The sequence below is a fragment of the Janthinobacterium sp. BJB301 genome (assembly GCF_002735685.1).
In the GTDB taxonomy this organism is placed as follows: domain Bacteria; phylum Pseudomonadota; class Gammaproteobacteria; order Burkholderiales; family Burkholderiaceae_D; genus Janthinobacterium; species Janthinobacterium lividum.
The window spans coordinates 138,725-159,136 of the sequence record NZ_PDZJ01000002.1; the positions used below are offsets into that span (position 1 = coordinate 138,725).

A 20,412-nucleotide genomic window follows, 5' to 3' on the forward strand; every position below is an offset into this window, starting at 1 on the left:
AACGGCTGGCCCTGCGGGGATTACCAGACAGTCAAGAAGGGAAGCTCAGACGCCGGTACTGCCCGTGGTATCCGGCCCATCGTCGGCACTCTGCCTGCTTTGCCCGGCGGAACCGGACTGGTGATGGGGCAAGCGGTCGGCGCGCCGCACTTCGCCGATGGAAAACAGATCGTCGCCGATATCGAGACCTTGCTCGCTATCGACCAGCACAAAGTTTTCAGCCGAGTCGGCCGTGCTTTGCTTGCTGCCCGCCGTGGATGGCGTGCCGCCCTGGCTATTGCCCGGTTGCGGCGTATTCGAGTTGCCCATTATCTTCTCCCTGATCATCGATGCGGTTGACTGCGAGGTGATTGCCAGGTGATCGCACATTGCCGGCGCAGCTCATTCATCATAGTCCATGCCTGCTGCATTGCATCAAAATTTTGCGGCTGCCGGACAGATGCGGCCATGGCCAGCGGCGTGCCTGCCTGCCGCTGGCCATGATCACTTGCTACTGCTCATGACTACTACTTGCACTACTGCTTGTTGCGCGAGCCCGAGCTCGATCCCGAACCGCCGCTTTGCTTGTTGCCACTGTCGCGGTTGCCTTCCTGGTTCATGCTGGCATTGTCGCGCGAGCCGCTGGAGCTGGTTGCGCTTTGCCGACTGGCATCGTTCTTGTGACTTTGGCTGCCTGCGCGGCGGGCCTCTTCCGAGGTGAATTCATGCGCCGTGCCTTTTTCATGCGCGGCACGCCCCCCTTCGCTGGCGATTTCGCGCTGCTGGGCGGGGTCCATGGAAGCGAAACCCCGTTTGCTGGTATCGCTTTGCTTGTTGCCGCCGCTACTACTGCTACTGGTTTTACTACCTTGCTGTTTATTGTCGCTCGATGTGGCCATGATGATCTCCTTGATCGATGGAATCAGAAACAGTGCAAACCATGCAATTCTTCCCCCTCGCATGGCAAGGGAACAGTCATCTTAGTGCGCACATGGGGCACAAGAAATAGGAGGATGGCAAGAGCGTATGTAGGATGTGTCCCGCCTACGGTAACGCAGTTACTTTCAGTTTTCCACCAAAAGTACCAGACACTCAGCAGTTAGCGGGTAGTGCGAAAATCGCCGCGTCGGCCGTCACGTAGACGCGCTCGCCAGCGGCTGGCCGCACCGCATGGCCGCCCGTGAATGCGCCAAACGAGGGCAGGATAGCGCGATGCTGGCCCAGCAGGAAACACGGCAGGCGCAAGCCGCCTCTTTCAGCGCGCAAGTGAAACACGGGATGCACGTGGCCGGCCAGCACATAACCGGGCGCGGCGATGTCCGGGTGATGGCAGAACGACAGATTGCCCACCTGATGCGGCTCATCGACCATGCGGATCCCCAGCGCGGCGGCCGGGTCGCCCGCATGCGCATCGTGGTTGCCGCGCACCACCGTCAATCGCACGTCCGGATGGCGCGCGCGCCAGGCCAGCATGGCGGCCACGGTGGCGGCCCCGTGCGCGGCGCGCGCGTGCAAAAAATCGCCGAGAAAGACGATTTCCTCACAAGCGTAACTGGCCAGCAAGGCGTCGAGCGCCAGCAGGTTTTGCGTGGTGGTGCCGCGCGGCACGGGCACGCCCAGCGCGCGAAACGCGGCCGCCTTGCCGAAATGGATGTCGGCGATGACCAGCATCCTGCGCGCGGGCCAATACACGGCCTTGTGCGCCAGCAGCCACAGAATCTCGCCGGCCAGTTCCACCACGCAGTGCGCTTGCTGCGGGCCGCTCATGCGGCCGCCTTTTCCAGCGCGCTGACCAGGCGCGCCACCCGGTCCGACAGCTTTTCCGTCGTCAGCTGTTCGCGGAAGCGCTCGACCATCAGGCCGAAGGCAAAGGGCGATGCCCGCTCCAGCGCTTGCAGGGAAATCTGCCGGCCATGCAACTCGCGCAAGGTGGCGCGCAAGCGCGTCAATTCCAGTTCCTGTTCCAGCACTTCGCGCTGCGCCTGCGTGAGCAGCAAATTGGCCGCGTCGTGCTTGCGGAACACTTCAAAGAAGAGCGAGGAAGACGCCTGCAGCTGGCGCGCGCTTTTCGGCTGGCCCGGATAGCCCTGGAACACGAGGCCGGCGATGCGGGCGATTTCGCGGAAGCGCCGCTGCGACAATTCCGTCGCGTTCAGGCTGGCCAGCACGTCTTCCAGCAGATTGTCCGTGCTGAACAGGGCAATATCGGCGCCGCTGGCGGCCGCCAGCAGCGGCGCATAATCGATGTCGTCCGCGCCCAGCAATTCAAAGCCGTAGTCGTTGACGGCAATCGACAAAGTCGCCGGCTGTACGCGCGCGATGCGGTACGCCAGCAGCGACGCCAGGCCCAGGTGCACCGAGCGCCCGGCAAACGGATACACGAACAGATGATGGCCTTCGCGGCTGGACAAGGTTTCAAGCAAGAGGCTGGCGCGCGTGGGCAGGCTCGACCATGCCTGCTGAATGGCCAGCAGCGGCGCCAGCGCGCGCATTTCCGGCCCGCTGGCCTTCCCTTCTTGCGCCAGCTGCAACTGGTCCAGCACGGCATGCGCAAGTTCCGACGATAGCGGCATCTTGCCGCCCTGCCAGCGTGGCACGGCGCCGCGGCTGCCTGTTGCACGCCGCACGTAGGCCGTCATCTCGTGCACGCGCACGAATTCCAGGATGCGCCCGCCAAACAAAAAATGGTCGCCCTGCTTCAGGCGCGCGATGAACGATTCCTCGATGCTGCCGATGCGCGCGCCACCGAGAAACTTGACCTGGATCGCCGCCTCCGACACGATGGTGCCGATGCTCATGCGGTGGCGCCGCGCCAGGGCCACGTCCGGCACGCGGTACACGCCCTCATCGTCCGGCAGCACTCGCCGGTATTCCGGATACACGGTCAGGCTTTGCCCGCCGCGCGCAACGAAGTCGAGCGCCCATTGCCACTCATCCAGGGTCAGGTGGCGATACGACCAGGCGGCGCGCACTTCCTCATACAATTGAGCCGACTGGAAACCGCCACCCAGCGCGATCGTCACCAGGTGCTGCACCAGCACGTCGAGCGGCTTGTCCGGCACGGGCCGCGCTTCCAGGTGGCCCTGCGCCAGGGCGGCGCGGGCAGCGGCCGCTTCCAGCAATTCCAGGCTGTTGGTGGGTACCAGGGTGACGCGCGAGATGCGTCCCGGCGCGTGGCCGCTGCGCCCGGCCCGCTGTACCAGGCGCGCGATGCCTTTCGCGCTGCCCACCTGCAAGACCCGTTCTACGGGCAGAAAATCGACGCCCAGGTCCAGGCTGGACGTGCACACGACGGCTTTCAGTTCTCCCGTTTTCAGGTGCTGTTCGACCCACTCGCGCACTTCACGGTCCAGCGAACCGTGGTGCAGGGCAATCAGTCCCGCCCAGTCGGGCCGCGCATCGAGCAAATGCTGGTACCACAGCTCGGCCTGCGAACGCGTGTTGGTGAATACCAGGGTGGTGGCGCTGCCCTCGATCTCGGCGATCAGGGGCTGCAGCATCTGGATGCCCAGGTGGCCGCCCCAGGGAAAGCGCGTGGGATTGACGGGGATCAGGCTGTCGACAAGGATGCGCTTCTTAATTTTACCTTCCACCAGCACGCCGGCGTTTTCCTCGCCCAGCAAGACGTCCTGCGCCTGCTGCAAGTTGCCCAGGGTAGCCGACAAGCCCCACGTCATCAGGTCTTCCTGCCAGCGGCGCAAACGGGCCAGGGCCAGCTGCACCTGCACGCCGCGCTTGCTGCCCATCAATTCGTGCCACTCGTCGACGATCACGGTTTCCAGCAGGCTGAAACGTTCCCGGGCGTCCGCCTGGCTCAGCATCAGGGACAGGCTTTCCGGCGTCGTGACGAGCACCTCGGGCCAGGCCTTCGCCTGCCGCGCCCGCTGCGCCGCGCTCGTGTCGCCCGTGCGCGCCTCGATGCGCCAGCCGGGAGCGAGCTCCGCGCTGGAACCTTGCAGCGCGCGCACAGTGTCGGCGGCCAGTGCCCGCATGGGCGTGATCCACAGCACGCGCAAGCCCTGCTTTCTCCCCTTGCGCGCCAGCCGCTCGGCGCGCAGCAAGGCGCCGAACCACACGGCATACGTCTTGCCGGAACCCGTGCTCGCATGCAGCAGGCCGGAACGGCCCTGCGCGCCAGCACGCCAGACGGCGCGCTGGAACGGAAACACCGTCCAGCCGCGCGTGACAAACCACGCATCGATGCGCTGCGCCAGCGTGCTCATCGCTTGCTCATGTGGCCTGGGCCAGCATGGCCTTCAGGGTGGCCAGCGTGTCCGCGTCGGCGATGGCCTTGTCTTCGCGCCGGCGCAGGATGCGGGGAAAGCGCACGGCGATGCCCGCCTTGTGGCGGCTCGACGCAGCGATGCCTTCGAAACCGATCTCGAACACCATCGTCGGCCGCACGCTGCGCACGGGACCGAATTTTTCTATCGTCGTCTTGCGGATGGCGGCATCGACCTGGCCGATCTCCGCATCCGTGAGGCCGGAATACGCCTTGGCGAACGGCACCAGCTTGCGCTCCTCGCCCCCATCCTCATCCCACACGGCAAACGTGTAGTCCGTGTACAGCGACGCGCGCCGGCCGTGGCCCGCTTGGGCGTAGATCAGCACGGCGTCGATGGCATACGGGTCGATCTTCCACTTCCACCAGGTGCCCACATCCTTCGTGCGGCCCACGCCATACGCGGCCGACACGGCCTTGAGCATCAAGCCTTCCACGCCGCGCGCCCGCGATTCTCTGCGGATGGCCGCCAGCGCCTCCCAGCTTGCCGCCTCGATGCGCGGCGACAGGCGCAGCGCGGGAGAATTCACGCCGGTCACCACGGTTTCCAGCAGCGCGCGGCGCTCCAGCTGGGGCAACTGGCGGACATCGACGCCATCGATTTCCAGCACATCGTAGGCCACCAGTACGGCAGGCAGCTCGGTCAGCAGCTTGGGCGACACCGTCTTGCGGCCCATGCGTTGTTGCAAGTCGGCAAATGGCGCAGGCACGTCACCCGGCTGCCAGATGAGGATTTCGCCATCGAGCACGGTCCCCTCGGGCAAGGCCAGCTGCGCCAGTTCGGGAAAGCGCTCCGTGATCAATTCCTCGCCGCGCGACCACAGCCAGTTCACGCCCTCGCGGCGCAGCAACTGGGCGCGCATGCCGTCGTATTTCCATTCGGCCAGCCAGCCGCCGATGTCGCCCAGCGTCTCCGGCCCCGCCTGCAACGGGTGCGCGAGGAAGAACGGGTAAGGCTGGCCGCCGCGCAGCGCATGCTCGCCCTCCGACTGCGCGGCGATCAGTTTGAGAAAGCCCGCCCCCGTGGGGCTGACCTTGCCATCGGTCCAGCCCATCAGGCGCTGGGCGATCAGCTTGCTGTCCACGGCCGCGATGGATGCCAGCGCGCGCGTCACCAGCAATTTTGACACGCCCACGCGAAAGCCGCCGCCTATCAGTTTGATCAACAAAAACCGTTCGCGCGTTTCCAGCTCGTCCCAGTAGGCCAGCAAGTCGGCGCGGATGGTGTCGGGCGCCGCGCCGCGCAACGGTGCGATGCGCTGCTCGACCCACTCGGCCAGGCCGATGTCGCTGCGCCTGACGGGCGCGGGCAGGATCAGGGCGATGGTTTCGGCCAGGTCGCCCACGGCGTGGTAGGCCTCGTCGAACAGCCAGGCATCGAGGCCCGCCCGCTCGGTCGCGTACTCGCGCAACAACCTGGTGGGCACGGCCTGGCGCGGCTTGCCGCCGGCCAGGAAATACACGGCCCACGCCGCATTGTCCGGCGAGGCGCCGCGAAAATAGGCTTGCAGCGCCGCCAGCTTGCGGCTGGTGGAGGTGGTTTCGTCGAGTTCCGCGTACAGCCGGGCAAAGTCACGCATGGGTGACGTCCTCCGCTGCCGTGGACGCACCGGGCGCAATGTCATCGGCCTCGTCGTCGCCATATTCCGTCTCGAAGCCGCCCGCCTGCCAGCCGTTCTGCTGCAGCCAGCGCACCATCACGGGAATCGAGCCATGCGTGACGATGATGCGTTCAGCCTGCGTAGCCCGGATGGCTTGCATCAGGCCGGGCCAGTCGGCATGGTCGGACAGGACAAAACCCCGGTCCACGCCACGCCGCCGGCGCGCGCCGCGCAGCAGCATCCAGCCACTGGCAAACGCATCGCTGTAGTCGCCGAAACGCTTCATCCATGGCGAGCCGGCGGCCGATGGCGGCGCGATCACCAGCGCCGTCTTCATGGCCGCCTTGTCCGTGACCTCATCGACCATGACGGTGGCGGGCAAGGCCACGCCGCACTCGCGGTAGACCTGCGTCAATGCCTGCGCCGCGCCATGGCAGATGATGGGACCGATGGTCGCGTCCAGTCCCGCCAGGATGCGCTGCGCCTTGCCGAAGGCATAGCAGAACAGCACGCTGGTGCGTCCCTCGGCCGCATTCCTGCGCCACCACTGGTTGATATCGTCATAAACCTCTTGCGGCGCCTGCCAGCGGTAGATGGGCAGGCCGAAGGTCGATTCCGTGATGAATGTATCGCAGCGCACGGGCTCGAACGGTGCGCAGGTGGGGTCGGGCTGCAGCTTGTAGTCGCCGGACGCCACCCACACTTCACCGCCGTACCGCATGCGCACTTGGGCCGAGCCCAGCACGTGGCCGGCCGGATGCAGCGACACTTGCACGCCGTGGTGTTCGATCGTGTCGCCATACGCGAGTGCCTGGATGGAAACGGCGCCCATGCGCGCGCGCAGCACCTGCTCGCCGGGAGCGGCGCACAGGTAATGCCGGTGTCCGACTCTCGCATGGTCGGCGTGCGCGTGCGTGATGATGGCGCGCTCGACGGGGCGCCATGGGTCGATGTAGAACTGACCCGGCACACAATACAAGCCTTCCTTGCGCACCACCACCATGTCTGCCATGCCCTGCTCCCTGCGTTAAAAAAGCGCGTTGGAATGGGCTGATTCTAGCGCGCTTGCGCCAGATCACTGTTCGGCAGCGCACCATGGCTTCATGCGGGGACAACAAATTCCGCCATGAAGGTACGCGTGGTGTTTTCTGGAAAGGCAATGGTGACCTGGTCGCCCGCCACGGACAGCACGGTGCCGATCTGGTAGCGGGGCACGCGCACGCGGCTGCCGACGGCGATCTGGGGCGCCGGTGCCGGCACAGGTACCTGGACAGGCGCCGGCGGCAACTCGTCCAGGGTGATGGGCGCGGCCAGCGCGGGCGGCGACTGGCAATTATCGCAAGTGCAGCAGCGCTCGAAATCGCCAGCATCGCCAAAGTAATCGAGCAGCAGTTTCCAGCGGCACAGGCCACTTTGCGCATACGCCACCATCTGCTCGAGCGCCTGTTTGTCGCGCTCCTGCTTGTCGACATAGACTTGCGCCAGCTGCGCAAACGAGGGCGTGGCGGCCGAGGGGGCTTTCAAGCTGTAGCCCAGCTTGCGGTCCTGGCGCAGCAGCTTGCCGTCTTTCAACAGTTTCAGGCACACCTTCAGGTGGCCGTCGGAAAACTCGGGCAGGCTGGACGCCAGCGCAGCGAAAGCAAACGTGGCTGGCAAGTCTTGCGCCGCGGCGACGATGGCAGCAAGCTCCCCGGCCGTGGGATAGTGCTTCGCCAGAAAGAATTGCTGCACCCGCTTGTCTTCCTGGAAATACAGCAAGGTACAGTCGGCGGGCAAGCCGTCGCGCCCAGCCCGGCCCGACTCCTGGTAGTACGCTTCCAGGTTGGCCGGCACCTGCAAGTGGATGACGAAGCGCGTGTCGGGCTTGTCGATGCCCATGCCAAAGGCGTTGGTGGCCACCATGATGCGGCGTTCGCCATTCATGAACAAATCCTGGTTGTGCTTGCGCTCGCGCGCCGCCAGCTTGCCGTGGTAGCACGTAACGCTCTCGCCCAGTTCCGCCAGCCGCGCCGCCAGGTCCTCGACGGCCTTGACGGTGGCCGCATACACGATGCCCACGCCCGCCGTCTCGCGCAGCAGGCGCAAGACTTCGTCCTGTTTCTCTCCGGCATTCGTGACCTGGATCACGCGGTAGCGCAAATTGGCGCGGTAGATGCCGGTATTGATGACCTGCAGCTTGCGCGCTTCCAGTTGCGCGTCGATATCGTCTACCACTTCGCCGGTGGCCGTGGCCGTCAGCGCCAGCACGGGCGGACGGCCCAGCGCGCGCAGGGCGGCCGCGATTTCCAGGTAGGCGGGACGGAAGTCGTGGCCCCACTGGGAGATGCAATGGGCTTCATCGATGACGACCAGGCTGGGCGGCGAGGCTCCCAGCAGGGACAGGAAGGCGGCACTGGTCAGGCGTTCCGGCGTGCAAAAGATGATGATCCTGCCGCCCTGGCCGATGCGGGCGATGGCCTCGTCCTCTTCCGCGCGCGACAGGCTGCTGTTGAGCTGCACGGCTGTGATGCCCAGTTCTTGCAGCTTTTCCAGCTGGTCTTTCATCAGCGAAATCAGCGGCGACACGACCAGGGTCGCGCCGGGCAACAGGGCGGCGGGCAACTGGTAGCACAGGGACTTGCCGCTGCCGGTGGGCATGATGGCCAGGGTGTCGCGCCCGGCCAGCACGCTGTCGATGACTTCCTGCTGGCCCGTGCGCAGCCGCGCCACGCCAAAGACCGAGCGCAGCAGGCGCTGGATATGCTTGCCGGGCTTGCCGGGCTGGCCGGATTGGTTCGCTGCACTGCTCATCATTGTCGTCCCGAAAGTAACACTGCGATGCCGGCGCCCCAGCGCCCAGGTGCAGCTACTTTACGGCCGGGCCTGGCGCACCGCCATAGGACGGGCGCCACAGCCGGCGTAGGAATTCAGGAAGCAAACAGGATGGCCCAGAACAGCATCAGCAGACCGGCAATCGACACGCACCAGACGAGCGTGCGCACGACAGGCACGCCAAACGCATACAGGGGCAAATACAGCACGCGCGCGGCTAGGTACAGGGCGGCGCCGTACAGGGTCAGCGCGCTTTCCTGCGCCGTCACGTGGGCGATCAGCACGGCGGCGGCGAACAGGGGCAGGGTTTCGAACAGGTTCGCCTGGGCCCGCCGCAAGCGGCCCGTGATCTTGCCCACGGGCGGCCCGTCGCCATCGCGCGCGCTCACGTTATAGGTCGTGCCTGTTTCGCGCGTGCGAAACAGCGCGGGCAGCAGGATTTGCAGCAGCGCCAGCACCAAGGTACAGGCCAGCATCGTCAATTCAGGGGTCATCCTTTACCTCTGCGGGTGAGACAGGCAAGCCGTGCCGGCGCATGCCCGTCAGGGTTGGTCGAGTGCCGCTTGCAACTCCATCAAATCATAAGGCTTGCGCAAGACGCTGGCGGAAAAGCCCAGCTCATCCATCGATTCCTTGCCATAGCCCGTGGAAAAGATGATGCGCATGTCCGGTTTATCGCGCAGCACCATGCGTGCCAATGCGATGCCGGACATGCCGGGCAGGCTGACATCCGTAAACAGGATATCGAAGTCTTGCTCGTTGAGCAGATCCCACGCCGCCTCGCCATCGGATACGCCGCTGACCGTGTGGCCCAGCATACCCACCAGTTCGCACACCATCAGCTGCGAATCGAGATTGTCTTCCACCACGAGTATTTTCATCGATGTCGGCATGTCACCCTGCGGTGTTGGCGCATGGCCCGTCAAGTCCAGCCCCGGCGTGCCGCTTCCCCGCACGCTGGCCGAGGTGCTGCCGGCCACCGGCGCGCCGGACCGTTCAAACTGGCGCGCGCGCATTTGCTGCTGGCGGTTGGCCAGCACATGGCGCAGCTTGCGCGCCAGCTCTTCGCGCCGGTACGGTTTGCTGAGCAATTCCACCCCCGCATCGAGACGCCCTTCGTGCACGATGACATCCTGCGCGTAGCCCGAGGTAAACAGCACGGCGATATCGGGCTGCAACTCGCGCGCCTGGCGCGCCATCTCCGTGCTGCTGACGGGACCGGGCATGATCACGTCCGTAAACAGCAAGTCGATCTGCGCGCCGCTGTGCAGCACGGCCAGCGCGCTTTCGCCATCCTCGGCCTTGAGCACCTTGTAGCCGAGCGCCCCGAGCATGTCGACCACGGTGGTGCGCACGCCCACGTCGTCTTCCACCACCAGCACCGTTTCCGTGCCGCCCGTGACGACGCCGCTCAGCTCCAGTTCCTCGTCCGCTTCCGCCATCAGCGAGCGGGGCAAATAGATTTTGACTCCCGTACCCACGCCAGGTTCACTGTAGATGCGGATATGGCCGCGGCTTTGCGTGACAAAACCATACGCCATCGACAGGCCCAGGCCCGTGCCTGCGCCTTCCGGCTTGGTCGTGAAGAACGGCTCGAACGCGCGCTGCAGCACGGGGCCGCTCATGCCGCGGCCCGTATCCGTCACCGACAGCATCACGTACTGGCCTGCCGGCACGTCGACCAGATTATGCACATACTGTTCGTCGAGCACGACGTTGCCAAGCTCGATGGTCAGCTTGCCCACGCCATCCATGGCGTCGCGCGCATTGATGGCCAGGTTGAGGATGACGTTCTCGATCTGGCTGCGGTCGATCAGGGTATTCCACAGTCCGCCGCCGCCCACGAGCACGATGTCGATCGCTTCGCCCAGGGCGCGCCGCAACAGCGCATCCATGTTGCGCACCACGCGCGCCAGATCGGCCACCACGGGTTGCAAGGGCTGGCGCCGCGCAAATGCCAGCAAATGCGACGACAGCTTGGCGCCCCGCTCGACGGCGGCAATCGCCGTGTCCAGGCGCTGGCGCATCAAGCCATCCGTGCCCGCCAGGTGATGCAGCAAATGCAAATTGCCGGAAATGATTTGCAGCACATTGTTGAAATCGTGCGCGATCCCCCCCGTCAGCTGGCCCACGGCTTCCATCTTTTGTGCCTGGCGCAAGGCGTCTTCGGCCTTGGTGCGCTCACCCACTTCTTGTTCGACCCGGTGTTCCAGCGTTTCGTTCAATTCATGCAGCGCTTTTTCCACGCGGCGCCGGTCCGTGATATCCGTCTTGACGGCGATCAGGGAACGCGTATGACCCTGCTCATCGACCAGGCGGCTGACATTGCTCGACACCCACACTTGCGAGCCATCGGGCTTCAGGTAGCGCTTTTCCAGCGAGAACGACTCGCCCGTTTCCACCAGGCGCTGGAACAGCACGCCGTTGCCAGGCACGTCTGCCGGATGCATGATGTCGTTCATGTTCAAGCTCAGCAGTTCTTCGGCGGAACGGCCCAGCATGCGGCACAGGGCGCCGTTGACGCGCTGGAAGCGGCCATCGAGGCCCAGCTCCGACAAGCCCACCGAGGCCTGGCCGAAAATGGCGGCCATGCGCTCTTGGCTGGCGTTCAGTTCATCTTCGATGTGGCGCCGCTCCGTCACGTCGAACGACACGCCGACATAGCGGCGCTGGCCCGGCACGCGGCCGGCCACCACCTCGCCCTGGCGCGCGATCCAGCGCAGCGCGCCATCGGCGGGACGGCGGATCCGGTACTCCACGTATTCGAGGGGATTGGGCGCCAGATCCAGCTTGCTGGGTCCGACCTTTTGCTGGTCGCGCGCATCGACCAGGCTCACCAGCAGGCGTTCCGTCACCACTTCCTCGTCGGCAATGCCCCACAGGCGGCGGAAGGTAGGCGACACCACCATCGCGCCCGTATCGGGGAACCATTCGAAGGTGCCGATGCCGCCCGCCTGCTGGGCCAGGCGCAGCCGCTCCTCGCCTTCCATGCGCTCGGTGACGTCGATGCCTTCGACGAGGATGCCCGTGACCACGCCCTCGTCATCCTTGATGGGCTGGTAGACGAAGTCGATATGGCGCTGGCCCGTCAGCCCGTCCGCCGTCTGCAAATCCACCTTCACCTGGCGCCCTTCGAAGGGCACGCCCGTGCGGTAGACCTGGTCGAGCAGCTCGATGAAACCTTGCGCCTTGACTTCGGGCAAGGCCATTTCGACTGTCTTGCCGAGCAAATCGCGGTGCCCCACCAGGCGCAGATAATGCTCGTTCGCCAGCTCGAACACGTGCTGCGGCCCGCGCAGCATGGCCATGAAGCTGGGCGCCTGCTGGAACAGGGCGCGCAGCAGCGCGCGCTCCTCGGCGAGACGGCGGTTGGCCTCGCGCACGGCCTCGCCCTCGGCCTGCAAGGTGGTGTTGAGTTCGCCCAGTTCGGCCGTGGCCAGCTTCAGCTGGCGCCCCTCCTCCATGCGCGCCGTCAATTCCAGCGCCGTGCACAGTACGCCATCCACCTGGCCGTCGGCGCCATGCACGGGGGTGTAATACAGGTCGAAACAGACGTCCGTGCGCTGTCCGTCACGCAACAGCGGCAGGCAGCACTCGCGGTGCACCTGCGTCTCGCCGCGCAGCCCCGCTTCGAGGATGCGCGCGTTCCAGTCCCATATCTCGGGCCAGACGGCCGGCACCGTGCCGCCCAGCGCAGCCGGATGGCGCTCCCCGGCGATCTGGATGTAGTCGTCGTTGTAAATCATCACGTGCTGCGGCCCCCACATCAGCACCATCGCCATCGGCGAATGGAGCACGATGTCGACGCTGGTGCGCAAATTCGCGGGCCAGCCATCGAGGGCGCCCAGGCTGGTGGCGGACCAGTCGCGCCGGCGCAGCAGCTCGCCCATGCTGCCGCCGCCGCGCGGCCAGGCTGGCGCGCTCATGTGGACAGTCCCGCTTGCACGCGCACCTGGCACTGGCGCGGGATGCGCACCGTCGCCACCGTGCCCTGCGTCGCCGTCGAACTGAGCTCGACCGTGCCACCGTGGGCCTTGACGAACATATTCACCGTGTACAGGCCCAGCCCCAGGCCCTGCCCCGTCCTGCGTTTCTCGCCCGCCTGCTGGAACGGTTCGAACAGGGTCGGCAGCAAGGCGGCAGGGATGACACCACGATTGGCGATGCGCAATTCAATGCTGTCGGCGTCGCGTCCGTCCAGGGCCAGTTGCACCGGCGTGCCCGCCTCGCCATGCGTGATGGCATTGCATAACAGATTCGAGATGACTTGCGACAACAAGCCCGCATCACATTGCCCGTGCAGCTCGCCCACGCTGCTGATCTCGACCAGCGGGGCCTGGCCCGCCGTCTCGAACTCGTCGACGATGGCGCGCGCCAGCGCCAAGTAGTCGTGCGTGCTGCTGCGCAACTCCATCGTGCCCGAGCGGATGCGCGCCAGGTCCAGCAACTGGTCGACCATGCGGCCCATGCGCTTGGCGCTGCTTTCGATGCGCTGCGCCGTGACGACCACTTTCGGGTGGTCGCTCATCATCGGCAACAGCATGGCGCCGTTCATCACCACCGACAGGGGCGTGCGCAAGTCGTGGCCCAGCACGGCCGTGAACAGTTCATTGAGGTGCAGCGCATGCTTGAGCTCGTCGAGCTGGGCCGACAATTCGCGTTTCTGCTGGTACAGCTGGACCAGCACGGCCACCTTGCTTTGCAAGGCTTTCACGTCGATGGGCTTGTACAGGAAATCGACGGCGCCCGCCTCGTAGCCACGGAAACTGTAGCTCGGTTCACGCGACGCGGCCGTGAGGAAAATTAGGGGAATGCTGCGCGTGCGCTCGCTGCCGCGTATCAATTCGGCCAGCTCGAAACCATCCATCTGCGGCATTTGCACGTCGATCAGGGCCAGCGCCACTTCATGCGTCAACAGCAATTCCAGCGCTTGCGCGCCCGAGCTGGCCTTCAGGATGATAATACCGGGCCGTGCCAGCACGGCTTCGGCGGCGACCAGGTTTTGCGCGATGTCATCAACGACGAGGATATGGATAGGAGCGGTCACGGATCGGTCTTCAGGCATCGTCACGGCAAAATGCCATAATGTTTTGATATGGAAATTAATATTGTTTCAGTCTTTGCATATATATTACACGCACTGTCATGCCGCCATTCACTTGTCCTCCCCGTTGTCCAGCAGAGCCAGGCTGGCGGCCATCTGCGGCAAATCGAGCACGCGGTCGGCGCCGGCCCGCTTGAGCGCGGCGGCCGGCATGATGCCATAGCTGGCCCGCTGCGGGTCTTGCACCCAGGCACTGCCGCCCAGCTGCCGCACGCGCGCCAGGCCCGCCGCGCCATCGGCCGAGGCACCCGTCAGGATGATGGCCAGCATGGCGCGCCGGTAGGCGTACGCGGCTGTTTCCAGCAAGACATCGATGGACGGGCGCGAAAAATACACGGGTGCTTCCTGCGACAGGGAAAAACAGCCATCGGGTTCGACTTGCAGGTGGTAATCGGGTGGGGCGAAATACACGACCCCCGTCTCCAGAGGTTCCTTGTCCTGCGCCTCGCGCAAGGGCAAGTGGCAACGTTCCGCATACAGATGCGGCAACTGGCTCGAGCGGCCCGGCGCCAGGTGCAGCACCACCACCACGCTTGCGCGGCAGGTGGCGGGCAAGGCACGCAGCACGATGCCCAGCGCTTCCACGCCGCCGGCCGAGGCGCCGATGGCGATCAGGCGCAGGCCGGCGGGTGGTGGCGCGACGTCGCTGGTCGGCAACATGTCAGGCACGCTGGAAGATGCGTTCAGCCGGGCTCAGCTCGTTGAAGCTGGCCGCATGGCGGCTGAAGTGCAGGCTTTCCTTCATGCCCAGGCCCAGGAAGCCCCGGTTCACCAGCGCTTCGTGGAACAGGCCCAGGCTGCGGTCTTGCAAGTCTTTATTGAAGTAAATCATGACGTTACGGCAGGAAACCATGTGCACCTCCGAAAACACGCTATCCGTCGCCAGGCTGTGGTCGGCGAAAACGAACTGGCGCCGCAAGCGCCGCTCAAAGATGGCGCCCTTGTAGGCGGCCGTGTAATAGTCGGACAGCGAGCGCTTGCCGCCCGCCAGCTGGTAATTCTCGCTGAACTGGGCGATGCGCTCGATCGGATAGATGCCCGCTTCGGCCGCAGCCAGCGCTTCCACATTGATATCGGTCGCGTAAATCATGCTGCGCTCAAGCAAGCCCTCTTCTTCCAGCAAGATGGCCAGCGACCACACTTCTTCCCCGCTGCTGCAGCCGGCCACCCAGATCTTGATGGAGGGATAGGTGTGCAGGATGGGCACGACTTTTTCGCGCAAGGCGCGGAAATATGCGGGATCGCGGAACATTTCGCTCACTTGCACGGTGAAAAACTGCAGCATCTGCGCGAACATGGCCGGCTCGTGCAAGATACGGTCCTGCAATTGCGACAGGCTGGCGCAGCCAAAGCGCTCCATGGCCTGGCGCATGCGCCGGCGCAGCGACGCGACGGAATAGTCGCGGAAATCGTGCTGATACCGCAGCAGTATTCCCTCAAGCAATAACTTCAGTTCTATATCGAAAATATCGTCATCTAACAACATCCACCTCATCGGATACCAGACCGTTGAACACAGTGCAACGCACACCATGCAGCACTGCCAAATGCTAGCAGATCACTGGCGATTATCCCGCATGGAAAGTATCAGTTAGGTACGCTGGCGTACACTGCGCCATCTTTTTCAGGCATCCACGCCCTTCATCCCTTCCTCCGTGTAGCGCGCGCCCGCTGCCATGCCCAAGGGAAAGGCGGCATTCATCGCCGCCAGTTCGGCGCCGTCCAGATGCACGGCCAGCGCGCCGAGGTTGTCGTGCAGGTAGGCGATGCGCTTGGTGCCGGGAATGGGAATGATGTCGTCGCCTTGCGCCAGCAGCCAGGCCAGCGCCAGCTGGGCCGGCGTGCAGCCTTTTGCGCGCGCGATGCCCTTGACTTGCGCGACGATGGCCTGGTTGCGCGCCAGGTTCCCGGCCGCGAAACGGGGATTGAACTGGCGAAAGTCGCCCGCGTCGAGACTGGCCGCATCGGCAATGGCACCCGTCAGGAAACCGCGCCCCAGCGGGCTGTAGGCAAAGAAACTGGCGCCCACTTCGCGGCAGGCGGCCAGCACACCCTGCTCCGGTTCGCGCGTCCACAGCGAATATTCGCTCTGCACTGCGGCCACGGGGCAGAGCGCCGCCGCGCGCAACAGGGTGGCGGCACTTACTTCGCACAGGCCCACGGCACGGATCTTGCCCTCTTGCAGCAGCTGCGCCAGCGCGCCCATCGATTCCTCCAGTGGCGTCTCCAGGTTCAGGCGGTGCAGGTAGAACAGGTCGATGCTCTCCACGCCCAGGCGCGCCAGCGACGCTACACATGCCTGGCGGATGTAGGCGGGGGAATTGTCGACGCGGCGCGCATAACTGCCCGCCTCGCGCGCCAGGCCGCACTTGGTGGCGACCAGGGCCTGTCCGCGATGGGCTGCCAGGAAGCGCCCCAGCAATTGCTCGTTGTGGCCGAAACCGTAGGCGTCGGCCGTGTCGAACAGGGTCACGCCCGCCGCCAGCGCCGCTTCTAGGGTGGCCAGCGATTGCGCCTCGTCCGTCGCGCCATAGAATTCCGACATGCCCATGCAGCCCAGGCCCAATGCCGAGCTGGTCAAGCCGCTATGGCCGATCCGTCGTTGTTGCAGTTGCATGTAGATCTCCCTCACGTTGACTCAATGCAGCCAGTCTAGGCCGCACCGGCTGGCAAGGGAATGCGCGATTTCGTGATACCTTTCTGGTATGAGAGCCCTCGACACCCATGCCTTGACCCTGTTTTGCGCCGTCGCCCGCTGCCTGAACTTCCGCCAGGCAGCGGAACAGTTGCACATGACCCAGCCGCCCTTGTCGCGCGCCATCAAGGGGCTGGAAGAGCGGCTGGGCGCGCGCCTGTTCGAGCGCGACACGCAGGGCGTGGCCTTGACGCAGGCGGGCCGCACCCTGCTGCCGCAGGCGCTGCACATCCTCGATTTGCTGGAGACGGCGCAAGAATCGCTGCAGCGTGACAGCGCGCCCGCGCGCCTGCGCCTGGGCCTGACGAGTGCCGTGGCGGCCGGCCTGTTCCGCCCGCTGCTGGCGGCGCTGGAGGGGCAACTGGGCAATATACGCCTGGAACTGACGGCCGCACCGTCGCCGCGCCTGGTCGCGGCCGTGCGCAAGGGCCAGCTGGACGCGGCCCTGCTAGCCTTACCCAGCTCCACCTTCGAGCTGGCCGTGCAGCCGCTGGCGCGCCAGCCCATGATGCTGGCTTTGCCCGCCGGGCACCGGCTGGCGAAAAAGCGCAAGCTCAGCCTGGCCGACATCGCGGCAGAATCGATTTACTGGTTCGAACGGGCGCGCCAGCCCGCCTTCTTCGACCATTGCCAGGTAGTTTTCCGCCGGCATGGTTTCGCGCCGATATTCCTGCGCGAAGCCCCCGACCACCATGTGCTGCTCGGCGATGTGGCAGCCGGCAAGGGCATGGCCCTGCTGGCCGATTCCTTCCGCGCGCTGCGCCTGGCCGGCGTGGTCTACCGGCCATTGCAGGAAGGCGAGGAATTGGCGGCCGGCATCGGCCTGGCCTGGCGGGAAGAGCACGGCCATGCGGCCCTGCCCCTGCTGCGCCAGCTGGCGCAAGAACATCTGAAAAAATGAGGGCCGGGCACGGATGCGCCAGACGCGCTACCATGGCGCCTTCCCCATTTTCGAGCGCCACTAAGACCATGACGTTTACCATCAGCGACGCCGCCTACGGCACCGATACTCCCGCAGCCAAGCAAGCCATGTATGCGGACCTGCGCTCCCAGCTGCAAGGCTTGCTGTCGGGCGAGAGCGATTTCATCGCCAATACGGCCAACTTCAGTTCGCTGGTCTTCAACACGATGCCGGGCCTCAACTGGGCCGGCTTTTACTTCCTGAAAGGCGAGGAACTGGTGCTGGGACCGTTCCAGGGCAAGCCGGCCTGCATCCGCATCAAGAAGGGCCGCGGCGTGTGCGGCACCACCGTGGTCGAAGGCAAGTCCATCGTCGTGCAGGATGTGCACGCGTTTCCCGGCCACATCGCCTGCGACGTCAATTCCCGTTCTGAACTGGTGGTGCCCGTATTTGCGCAGGGTCAAATCATCGGCGTGTTCGACCTCGACAGCCCCTTGCCCGGCCGCTTCGACGATGTCGACGCGCAAGGCGTCGAATCGCTGGTGCGCGTGCTGGAAGCGGCTATCGTCGCCGAGTAATTAACTAGTTGCCCGCCTTGACGGCGATGAATTCGCCCTTGCCGACCGTCGCCAGGCACGCCGTGTAGCGGCTGTCGGCGCGGATGGCCTCGATAAAACCGGCCATGTCCGCGTAGTGCGAACTGGCGTTGTCGACCACCAGCACGCCGCCGGCCGCCAGCACGCGGTCCAGCTGCGGCCACCAGGACTCATATTGCTGGCGCGCGGAATCGAGGAAGATGAAATCGTAGGCGCCGTCGGCCGCATCGCGCAGCACGTCGCCCGCGTCCGCCAGCAATTGCCCGATCACGCCCTGCAATTGTGCGCGCACAAAGTTGGCATGCGCCATGTCGAACTTGTCCTGCGCCTTTTCCACCGTCACCACGCTGCCGCCCAGCGCCTGTACCGCGCGCGCCAGCCACAGGGTGGAATAACCGTTCGAGGTGCCGATTTCCAGCACCCGCCGCGCACCGCGCGCGCGCACCATCACGGCCAGCAATTCGCCCGTGTCGCGCGTGATATTGAGCATGCGGCTGGCCCGCTCCACATGCGCCGCGTCATTGGCGTTGCCGAATGCTTCCAGTTCGCTTAACAGGGTATCGAGGGTATCGATGCTGTGCATGCCGCCTCCTTGTGCAAAGCATCAGCATAGCAAGAAAACTAGGCTTTGGCACGGCGCAGGGGGCGCTTCAGATATTGCACCATCACCACGCCCAGCAGGGTCACGCCGCCGCCGATCACATCGTAGCTGTGCAAGGTTTCACCGAGGAACAGCATGGCGATGATGACCGTGAACACGGGCAGCAGATTCATCAGCGTCGTGGCGCGGCTCGGTCCCAGCTTGGCCAGGCCATGCATCCACAAGAACGGCGCGATGATGGACGCGGGGATGCCGGCAAACAGCACCAGCGGCAAGCCGGCGCCGGTCACGGGCGGCGCGGACTGGCTCAGGTAATACACGAACAGCACGGGCACGGCGCACCACACCTGGATCAGCAGCGAGTGCCAGTTATTCAGGGGAATCCTCCAGCGCTTGAGCAGCACGCCATAGCCCGCATACGACAGGCAGGCCAGCAGCATCAGGGCGTCGCCAACGGCCGCGCCATGGGAGATCAGGGCGGCCGGATCGCCATGGCTGAGCAGATAGCCGAGTCCCAGCAGCGACACGAGGCCGCCAAACACGCCGCCCACGGTGGGCGCCTCTTTCAACAACAGCACGGACAGGCCCACGGCCAGCAGCGGCATCAGGGAGGCGAGGATGCCCATATTCGTCGCCGTCGTCGTTTGCGCGGCGATGTAGGCGAGGCACTGGTACATGACCATGCCCAGCATCCCCAGCACAAACAGTTTTCCCAGATACTGTTTTACGATGGCCCGCTGCTTCCACACGGCGCGGCTGAAGACCAGCGCCAGCAGCACGCCGGCCAGCAGCCAGCGGTAGAACGAGATGGCGGCCGGATCGATCACGCCCACGGCCATCTTGCTGACGATGGTATTGATGGCCCAGATCAGCACGGCGATCACGGGAAACAGGTAATGCCTGGTTTGCATGCAAAGAACTCCAATATTCAAGACCGTCATTTTCGCATGGTCTGATTCCATGGATATAATGAATACCGGACAAATGATGCGAAGAACAGGACAAAGACACCATGGCCAGCAACCAGCATTTCCCCGCCGTTTCCGACGCCTTGCCCTATCCCGTGTATTTCCGTCTCGACGACTATCACGCGCACCAGCAATTCGATTACCAGAGCCATCCGTGGGGCCAACTCACGTATTGCTCGACGGGCGTGATGGAGATCATGGTGGCGGGCCAGCGCTATCTGTCGCCGCCCCAGTACGCCGTGTGGATACCGCCCGAGACCTTGCACGACGGTTATATCCGCCAGGATGTCGTATTTCACTCGGCCTATATCGATGCCAGCCTGTGCGCACAGTTGCCGGCGCAGCCGTGCGCGCTGGTATTGAGTCCCTTGCTCAAAGCCATACTCGGCGACTTTGCCGAACGCGGCGTCACCACGCCCGCCACCCTGGCCGACCAGCGCCTGGCGCAAGTGCTGGTCGACCAGTTGCAGCTGGCGCCGTGCAGCCGCAACTACCTGCCGGGCAGCGACGAGCCCGTCATCGCAGCGCTGCTGGCGGCCCTGCAGGCGGAACCGGGCAGTAACCGCTCACTGGCAGAGTGGGCCGCGCAACTGCATGTCACGGAGCGCACCCTGGCCCGGCGCTGCCAGCGCGAACTGGGCATGCCGTTCGGCGAATGGCGCCAGCGCCAGCGCTTCCTGGCCGCCCTGCCCCTGCTGGAACAGGGAGACACCGTGCAAGCGATCGCGCTGGAACTGGGCTACAGCACGGCTTCCGCTTTCATCGCCATGTTCCGGCGCCAGAGCGGCGGCACGCCCGACCAGTTCCGCCGCGGCCTGCGCTGAAAAAGCGGACCAGGGCTGTCGGCTTTGTCATATGGGGATGCTAAAATTCA

18 protein-coding genes are annotated in these 20,412 nt (G+C 65.0%); 3 read left to right on the top strand and 15 right to left on the bottom strand.

What is annotated here, in order from left to right:
• Positions 1-45: 45 nt before the first annotated feature.
• The 13 genes from CSQ91_RS13980 to CSQ91_RS14040 all read right to left on the bottom strand — a co-directional run bounded on the left by CSQ91_RS13980 (position 46) and on the right by CSQ91_RS14040 (position 16,388).
• A complete protein-coding gene (locus CSQ91_RS13980; RefSeq protein ID WP_034783412.1) occupies positions 46-309 on the bottom strand; it encodes a hypothetical protein in 264 nt (87 codons plus the stop codon).
• Positions 310-515: 206 nt separating this feature from the next.
• Complete coding sequence (locus CSQ91_RS13985; protein ID WP_070260302.1) at positions 516-878, bottom strand: KGG domain-containing protein; 363 nt, start codon at positions 876-878, stop codon at positions 516-518.
• Between the two features lie 193 nt (positions 879-1,071).
• Positions 1,072-1,746: a ligase-associated DNA damage response endonuclease PdeM gene (gene pdeM / locus CSQ91_RS13990; RefSeq protein ID WP_099388755.1), complete on the bottom strand. Its 675-nt coding sequence runs from the start codon at positions 1,744-1,746 to the stop codon at positions 1,072-1,074.
• The gene (locus CSQ91_RS13995) at positions 1,743-4,202 is read right to left on the bottom strand and encodes a ligase-associated DNA damage response DEXH box helicase (protein WP_099388756.1); all 2,460 of its coding nucleotides are present in this window, start codon (positions 4,200-4,202) and stop codon (positions 1,743-1,745) included. The genes pdeM and CSQ91_RS13995 overlap by 4 nt, the downstream gene beginning before the upstream one ends.
• 7 nt (positions 4,203-4,209) lie before the next feature.
• Positions 4,210-5,841 (bottom strand): ATP-dependent DNA ligase, encoded by a 1,632-nt coding sequence (locus CSQ91_RS14000; RefSeq protein ID WP_099388757.1) that lies wholly within the window; start codon positions 5,839-5,841, stop codon positions 4,210-4,212.
• On the bottom strand, positions 5,834-6,874 hold the full coding sequence (locus CSQ91_RS14005) for a ligase-associated DNA damage response exonuclease (protein ID WP_099388758.1): 1,041 nt from the start codon (positions 6,872-6,874) through the stop codon (positions 5,834-5,836). The genes CSQ91_RS14000 and CSQ91_RS14005 overlap by 8 nt, the downstream gene beginning before the upstream one ends.
• 89 nt (positions 6,875-6,963) lie before the next feature.
• Positions 6,964-8,655, bottom strand: coding sequence for a RecQ family ATP-dependent DNA helicase (locus CSQ91_RS14010; protein ID WP_373630492.1), 1,692 nt, complete (start codon positions 8,653-8,655; stop codon positions 6,964-6,966).
• A gap of 113 nt (positions 8,656-8,768) precedes the next feature.
• On the bottom strand, positions 8,769-9,167 hold the full coding sequence (locus CSQ91_RS14015) for an MAPEG family protein (RefSeq protein ID WP_099388760.1): 399 nt from the start codon (positions 9,165-9,167) through the stop codon (positions 8,769-8,771).
• Between the two features lie 48 nt (positions 9,168-9,215).
• The gene (locus CSQ91_RS14020) at positions 9,216-12,599 is read right to left on the bottom strand and encodes a hybrid sensor histidine kinase/response regulator (RefSeq protein WP_099388761.1); all 3,384 of its coding nucleotides are present in this window, start codon (positions 12,597-12,599) and stop codon (positions 9,216-9,218) included.
• A complete protein-coding gene (locus CSQ91_RS14025) occupies positions 12,596-13,720 on the bottom strand; it encodes a hybrid sensor histidine kinase/response regulator (protein ID WP_070281153.1) in 1,125 nt (374 codons plus the stop codon). The genes CSQ91_RS14020 and CSQ91_RS14025 overlap by 4 nt, the downstream gene beginning before the upstream one ends.
• 108 nt (positions 13,721-13,828) lie before the next feature.
• Positions 13,829-14,437 (bottom strand): chemotaxis protein CheB, encoded by a 609-nt coding sequence (locus CSQ91_RS14030; RefSeq protein WP_099388762.1) that lies wholly within the window; start codon positions 14,435-14,437, stop codon positions 13,829-13,831.
• 1 nt (position 14,438) lies between these two features.
• Positions 14,439-15,263: a CheR family methyltransferase gene (locus CSQ91_RS14035; RefSeq protein ID WP_200880276.1), complete on the bottom strand. Its 825-nt coding sequence runs from the start codon at positions 15,261-15,263 to the stop codon at positions 14,439-14,441.
• 138 nt (positions 15,264-15,401) lie between these two features.
• Positions 15,402-16,388: an aldo/keto reductase gene (locus tag CSQ91_RS14040; RefSeq protein ID WP_099389266.1), complete on the bottom strand. Its 987-nt coding sequence runs from the start codon at positions 16,386-16,388 to the stop codon at positions 15,402-15,404.
• Positions 16,389-16,482: 94 nt separating this feature from the next.
• On the opposite strand from CSQ91_RS14040, the gene CSQ91_RS14045 reads away from it, so the two are divergent.
• Together CSQ91_RS14045 and CSQ91_RS14050 are read left to right on the top strand one after the other, a co-directional pair.
• Positions 16,483-17,373 (top strand): LysR family transcriptional regulator, encoded by an 891-nt coding sequence (locus tag CSQ91_RS14045; RefSeq protein WP_257217347.1) that lies wholly within the window; start codon positions 16,483-16,485, stop codon positions 17,371-17,373.
• Positions 17,374-17,441: 68 nt separating this feature from the next.
• On the top strand, positions 17,442-17,951 hold the full coding sequence (locus CSQ91_RS14050; protein WP_070281162.1) for a GAF domain-containing protein: 510 nt from the start codon (positions 17,442-17,444) through the stop codon (positions 17,949-17,951).
• Positions 17,952-17,955: 4 nt separating this feature from the next.
• Here CSQ91_RS14050 and CSQ91_RS14055 read toward each other — a convergent pair whose 3' ends face one another.
• Together CSQ91_RS14055 and CSQ91_RS14060 are read right to left on the bottom strand one after the other, a co-directional pair.
• A complete protein-coding gene (locus tag CSQ91_RS14055; protein ID WP_180278435.1) occupies positions 17,956-18,552 on the bottom strand; it encodes an O-methyltransferase in 597 nt (198 codons plus the stop codon).
• 38 nt (positions 18,553-18,590) lie between these two features.
• Positions 18,591-19,481 (bottom strand): DMT family transporter, encoded by an 891-nt coding sequence (locus CSQ91_RS14060; protein WP_099388764.1) that lies wholly within the window; start codon positions 19,479-19,481, stop codon positions 18,591-18,593.
• 101 nt (positions 19,482-19,582) lie between these two features.
• Between CSQ91_RS14060 and CSQ91_RS14065 the strand changes: the two genes are divergently transcribed.
• Positions 19,583-20,362 (top strand): AraC family transcriptional regulator, encoded by a 780-nt coding sequence (locus tag CSQ91_RS14065; RefSeq protein WP_034783391.1) that lies wholly within the window; start codon positions 19,583-19,585, stop codon positions 20,360-20,362.
• Positions 20,363-20,412 lie beyond the last annotated feature (50 nt).

What these genes read in the sequence shown, in the direction of transcription:
- CSQ91_RS13980 (WP_034783412.1), bottom strand. Translation starts at nt 309, where the DNA reads ATGGGCAACTCGAATACGCCGCAACCGGGCAATAGCCAGGGCGGCACG.
- CSQ91_RS13985 (WP_070260302.1), bottom strand. Translation starts at nt 878, where the DNA reads ATGGCCACATCGAGCGACAATAAACAGCAAGGTAGTAAAACCAGTAGC.
- pdeM (WP_099388755.1), bottom strand. Translation starts at nt 1,746, where the DNA reads ATGAGCGGCCCGCAGCAAGCGCACTGCGTGGTGGAACTGGCCGGCGAG.
- CSQ91_RS13995 (WP_099388756.1), bottom strand. Translation starts at nt 4,202, where the DNA reads ATGAGCACGCTGGCGCAGCGCATCGATGCGTGGTTTGTCACGCGCGGC.
- CSQ91_RS14000 (WP_099388757.1), bottom strand. Translation starts at nt 5,841, where the DNA reads ATGCGTGACTTTGCCCGGCTGTACGCGGAACTCGACGAAACCACCTCC.
- CSQ91_RS14005 (WP_099388758.1), bottom strand. Translation starts at nt 6,874, where the DNA reads ATGGCAGACATGGTGGTGGTGCGCAAGGAAGGCTTGTATTGTGTGCCG.
- CSQ91_RS14010 (WP_373630492.1), bottom strand. Translation starts at nt 8,655, where the DNA reads ATGATGAGCAGTGCAGCGAACCAATCCGGCCAGCCCGGCAAGCCCGGC.
- CSQ91_RS14015 (WP_099388760.1), bottom strand. Translation starts at nt 9,167, where the DNA reads ATGACCCCTGAATTGACGATGCTGGCCTGTACCTTGGTGCTGGCGCTG.
- CSQ91_RS14020 (WP_099388761.1), bottom strand. Translation starts at nt 12,599, where the DNA reads ATGAGCGCGCCAGCCTGGCCGCGCGGCGGCGGCAGCATGGGCGAGCTG.
- CSQ91_RS14030 (WP_099388762.1), bottom strand. Translation starts at nt 14,437, where the DNA reads ATGTTGCCGACCAGCGACGTCGCGCCACCACCCGCCGGCCTGCGCCTG.
- CSQ91_RS14035 (WP_200880276.1), bottom strand. Translation starts at nt 15,263, where the DNA reads ATGTTGTTAGATGACGATATTTTCGATATAGAACTGAAGTTATTGCTT.
- CSQ91_RS14045 (WP_257217347.1), top strand. Translation starts at nt 16,483, where the DNA reads ATGAGAGCCCTCGACACCCATGCCTTGACCCTGTTTTGCGCCGTCGCC.
- CSQ91_RS14050 (WP_070281162.1), top strand. Translation starts at nt 17,442, where the DNA reads ATGACGTTTACCATCAGCGACGCCGCCTACGGCACCGATACTCCCGCA.
- CSQ91_RS14055 (WP_180278435.1), bottom strand. Translation starts at nt 18,552, where the DNA reads ATGCACAGCATCGATACCCTCGATACCCTGTTAAGCGAACTGGAAGCA.
- CSQ91_RS14060 (WP_099388764.1), bottom strand. Translation starts at nt 19,481, where the DNA reads ATGCAAACCAGGCATTACCTGTTTCCCGTGATCGCCGTGCTGATCTGG.
- CSQ91_RS14065 (WP_034783391.1), top strand. Translation starts at nt 19,583, where the DNA reads ATGGCCAGCAACCAGCATTTCCCCGCCGTTTCCGACGCCTTGCCCTAT.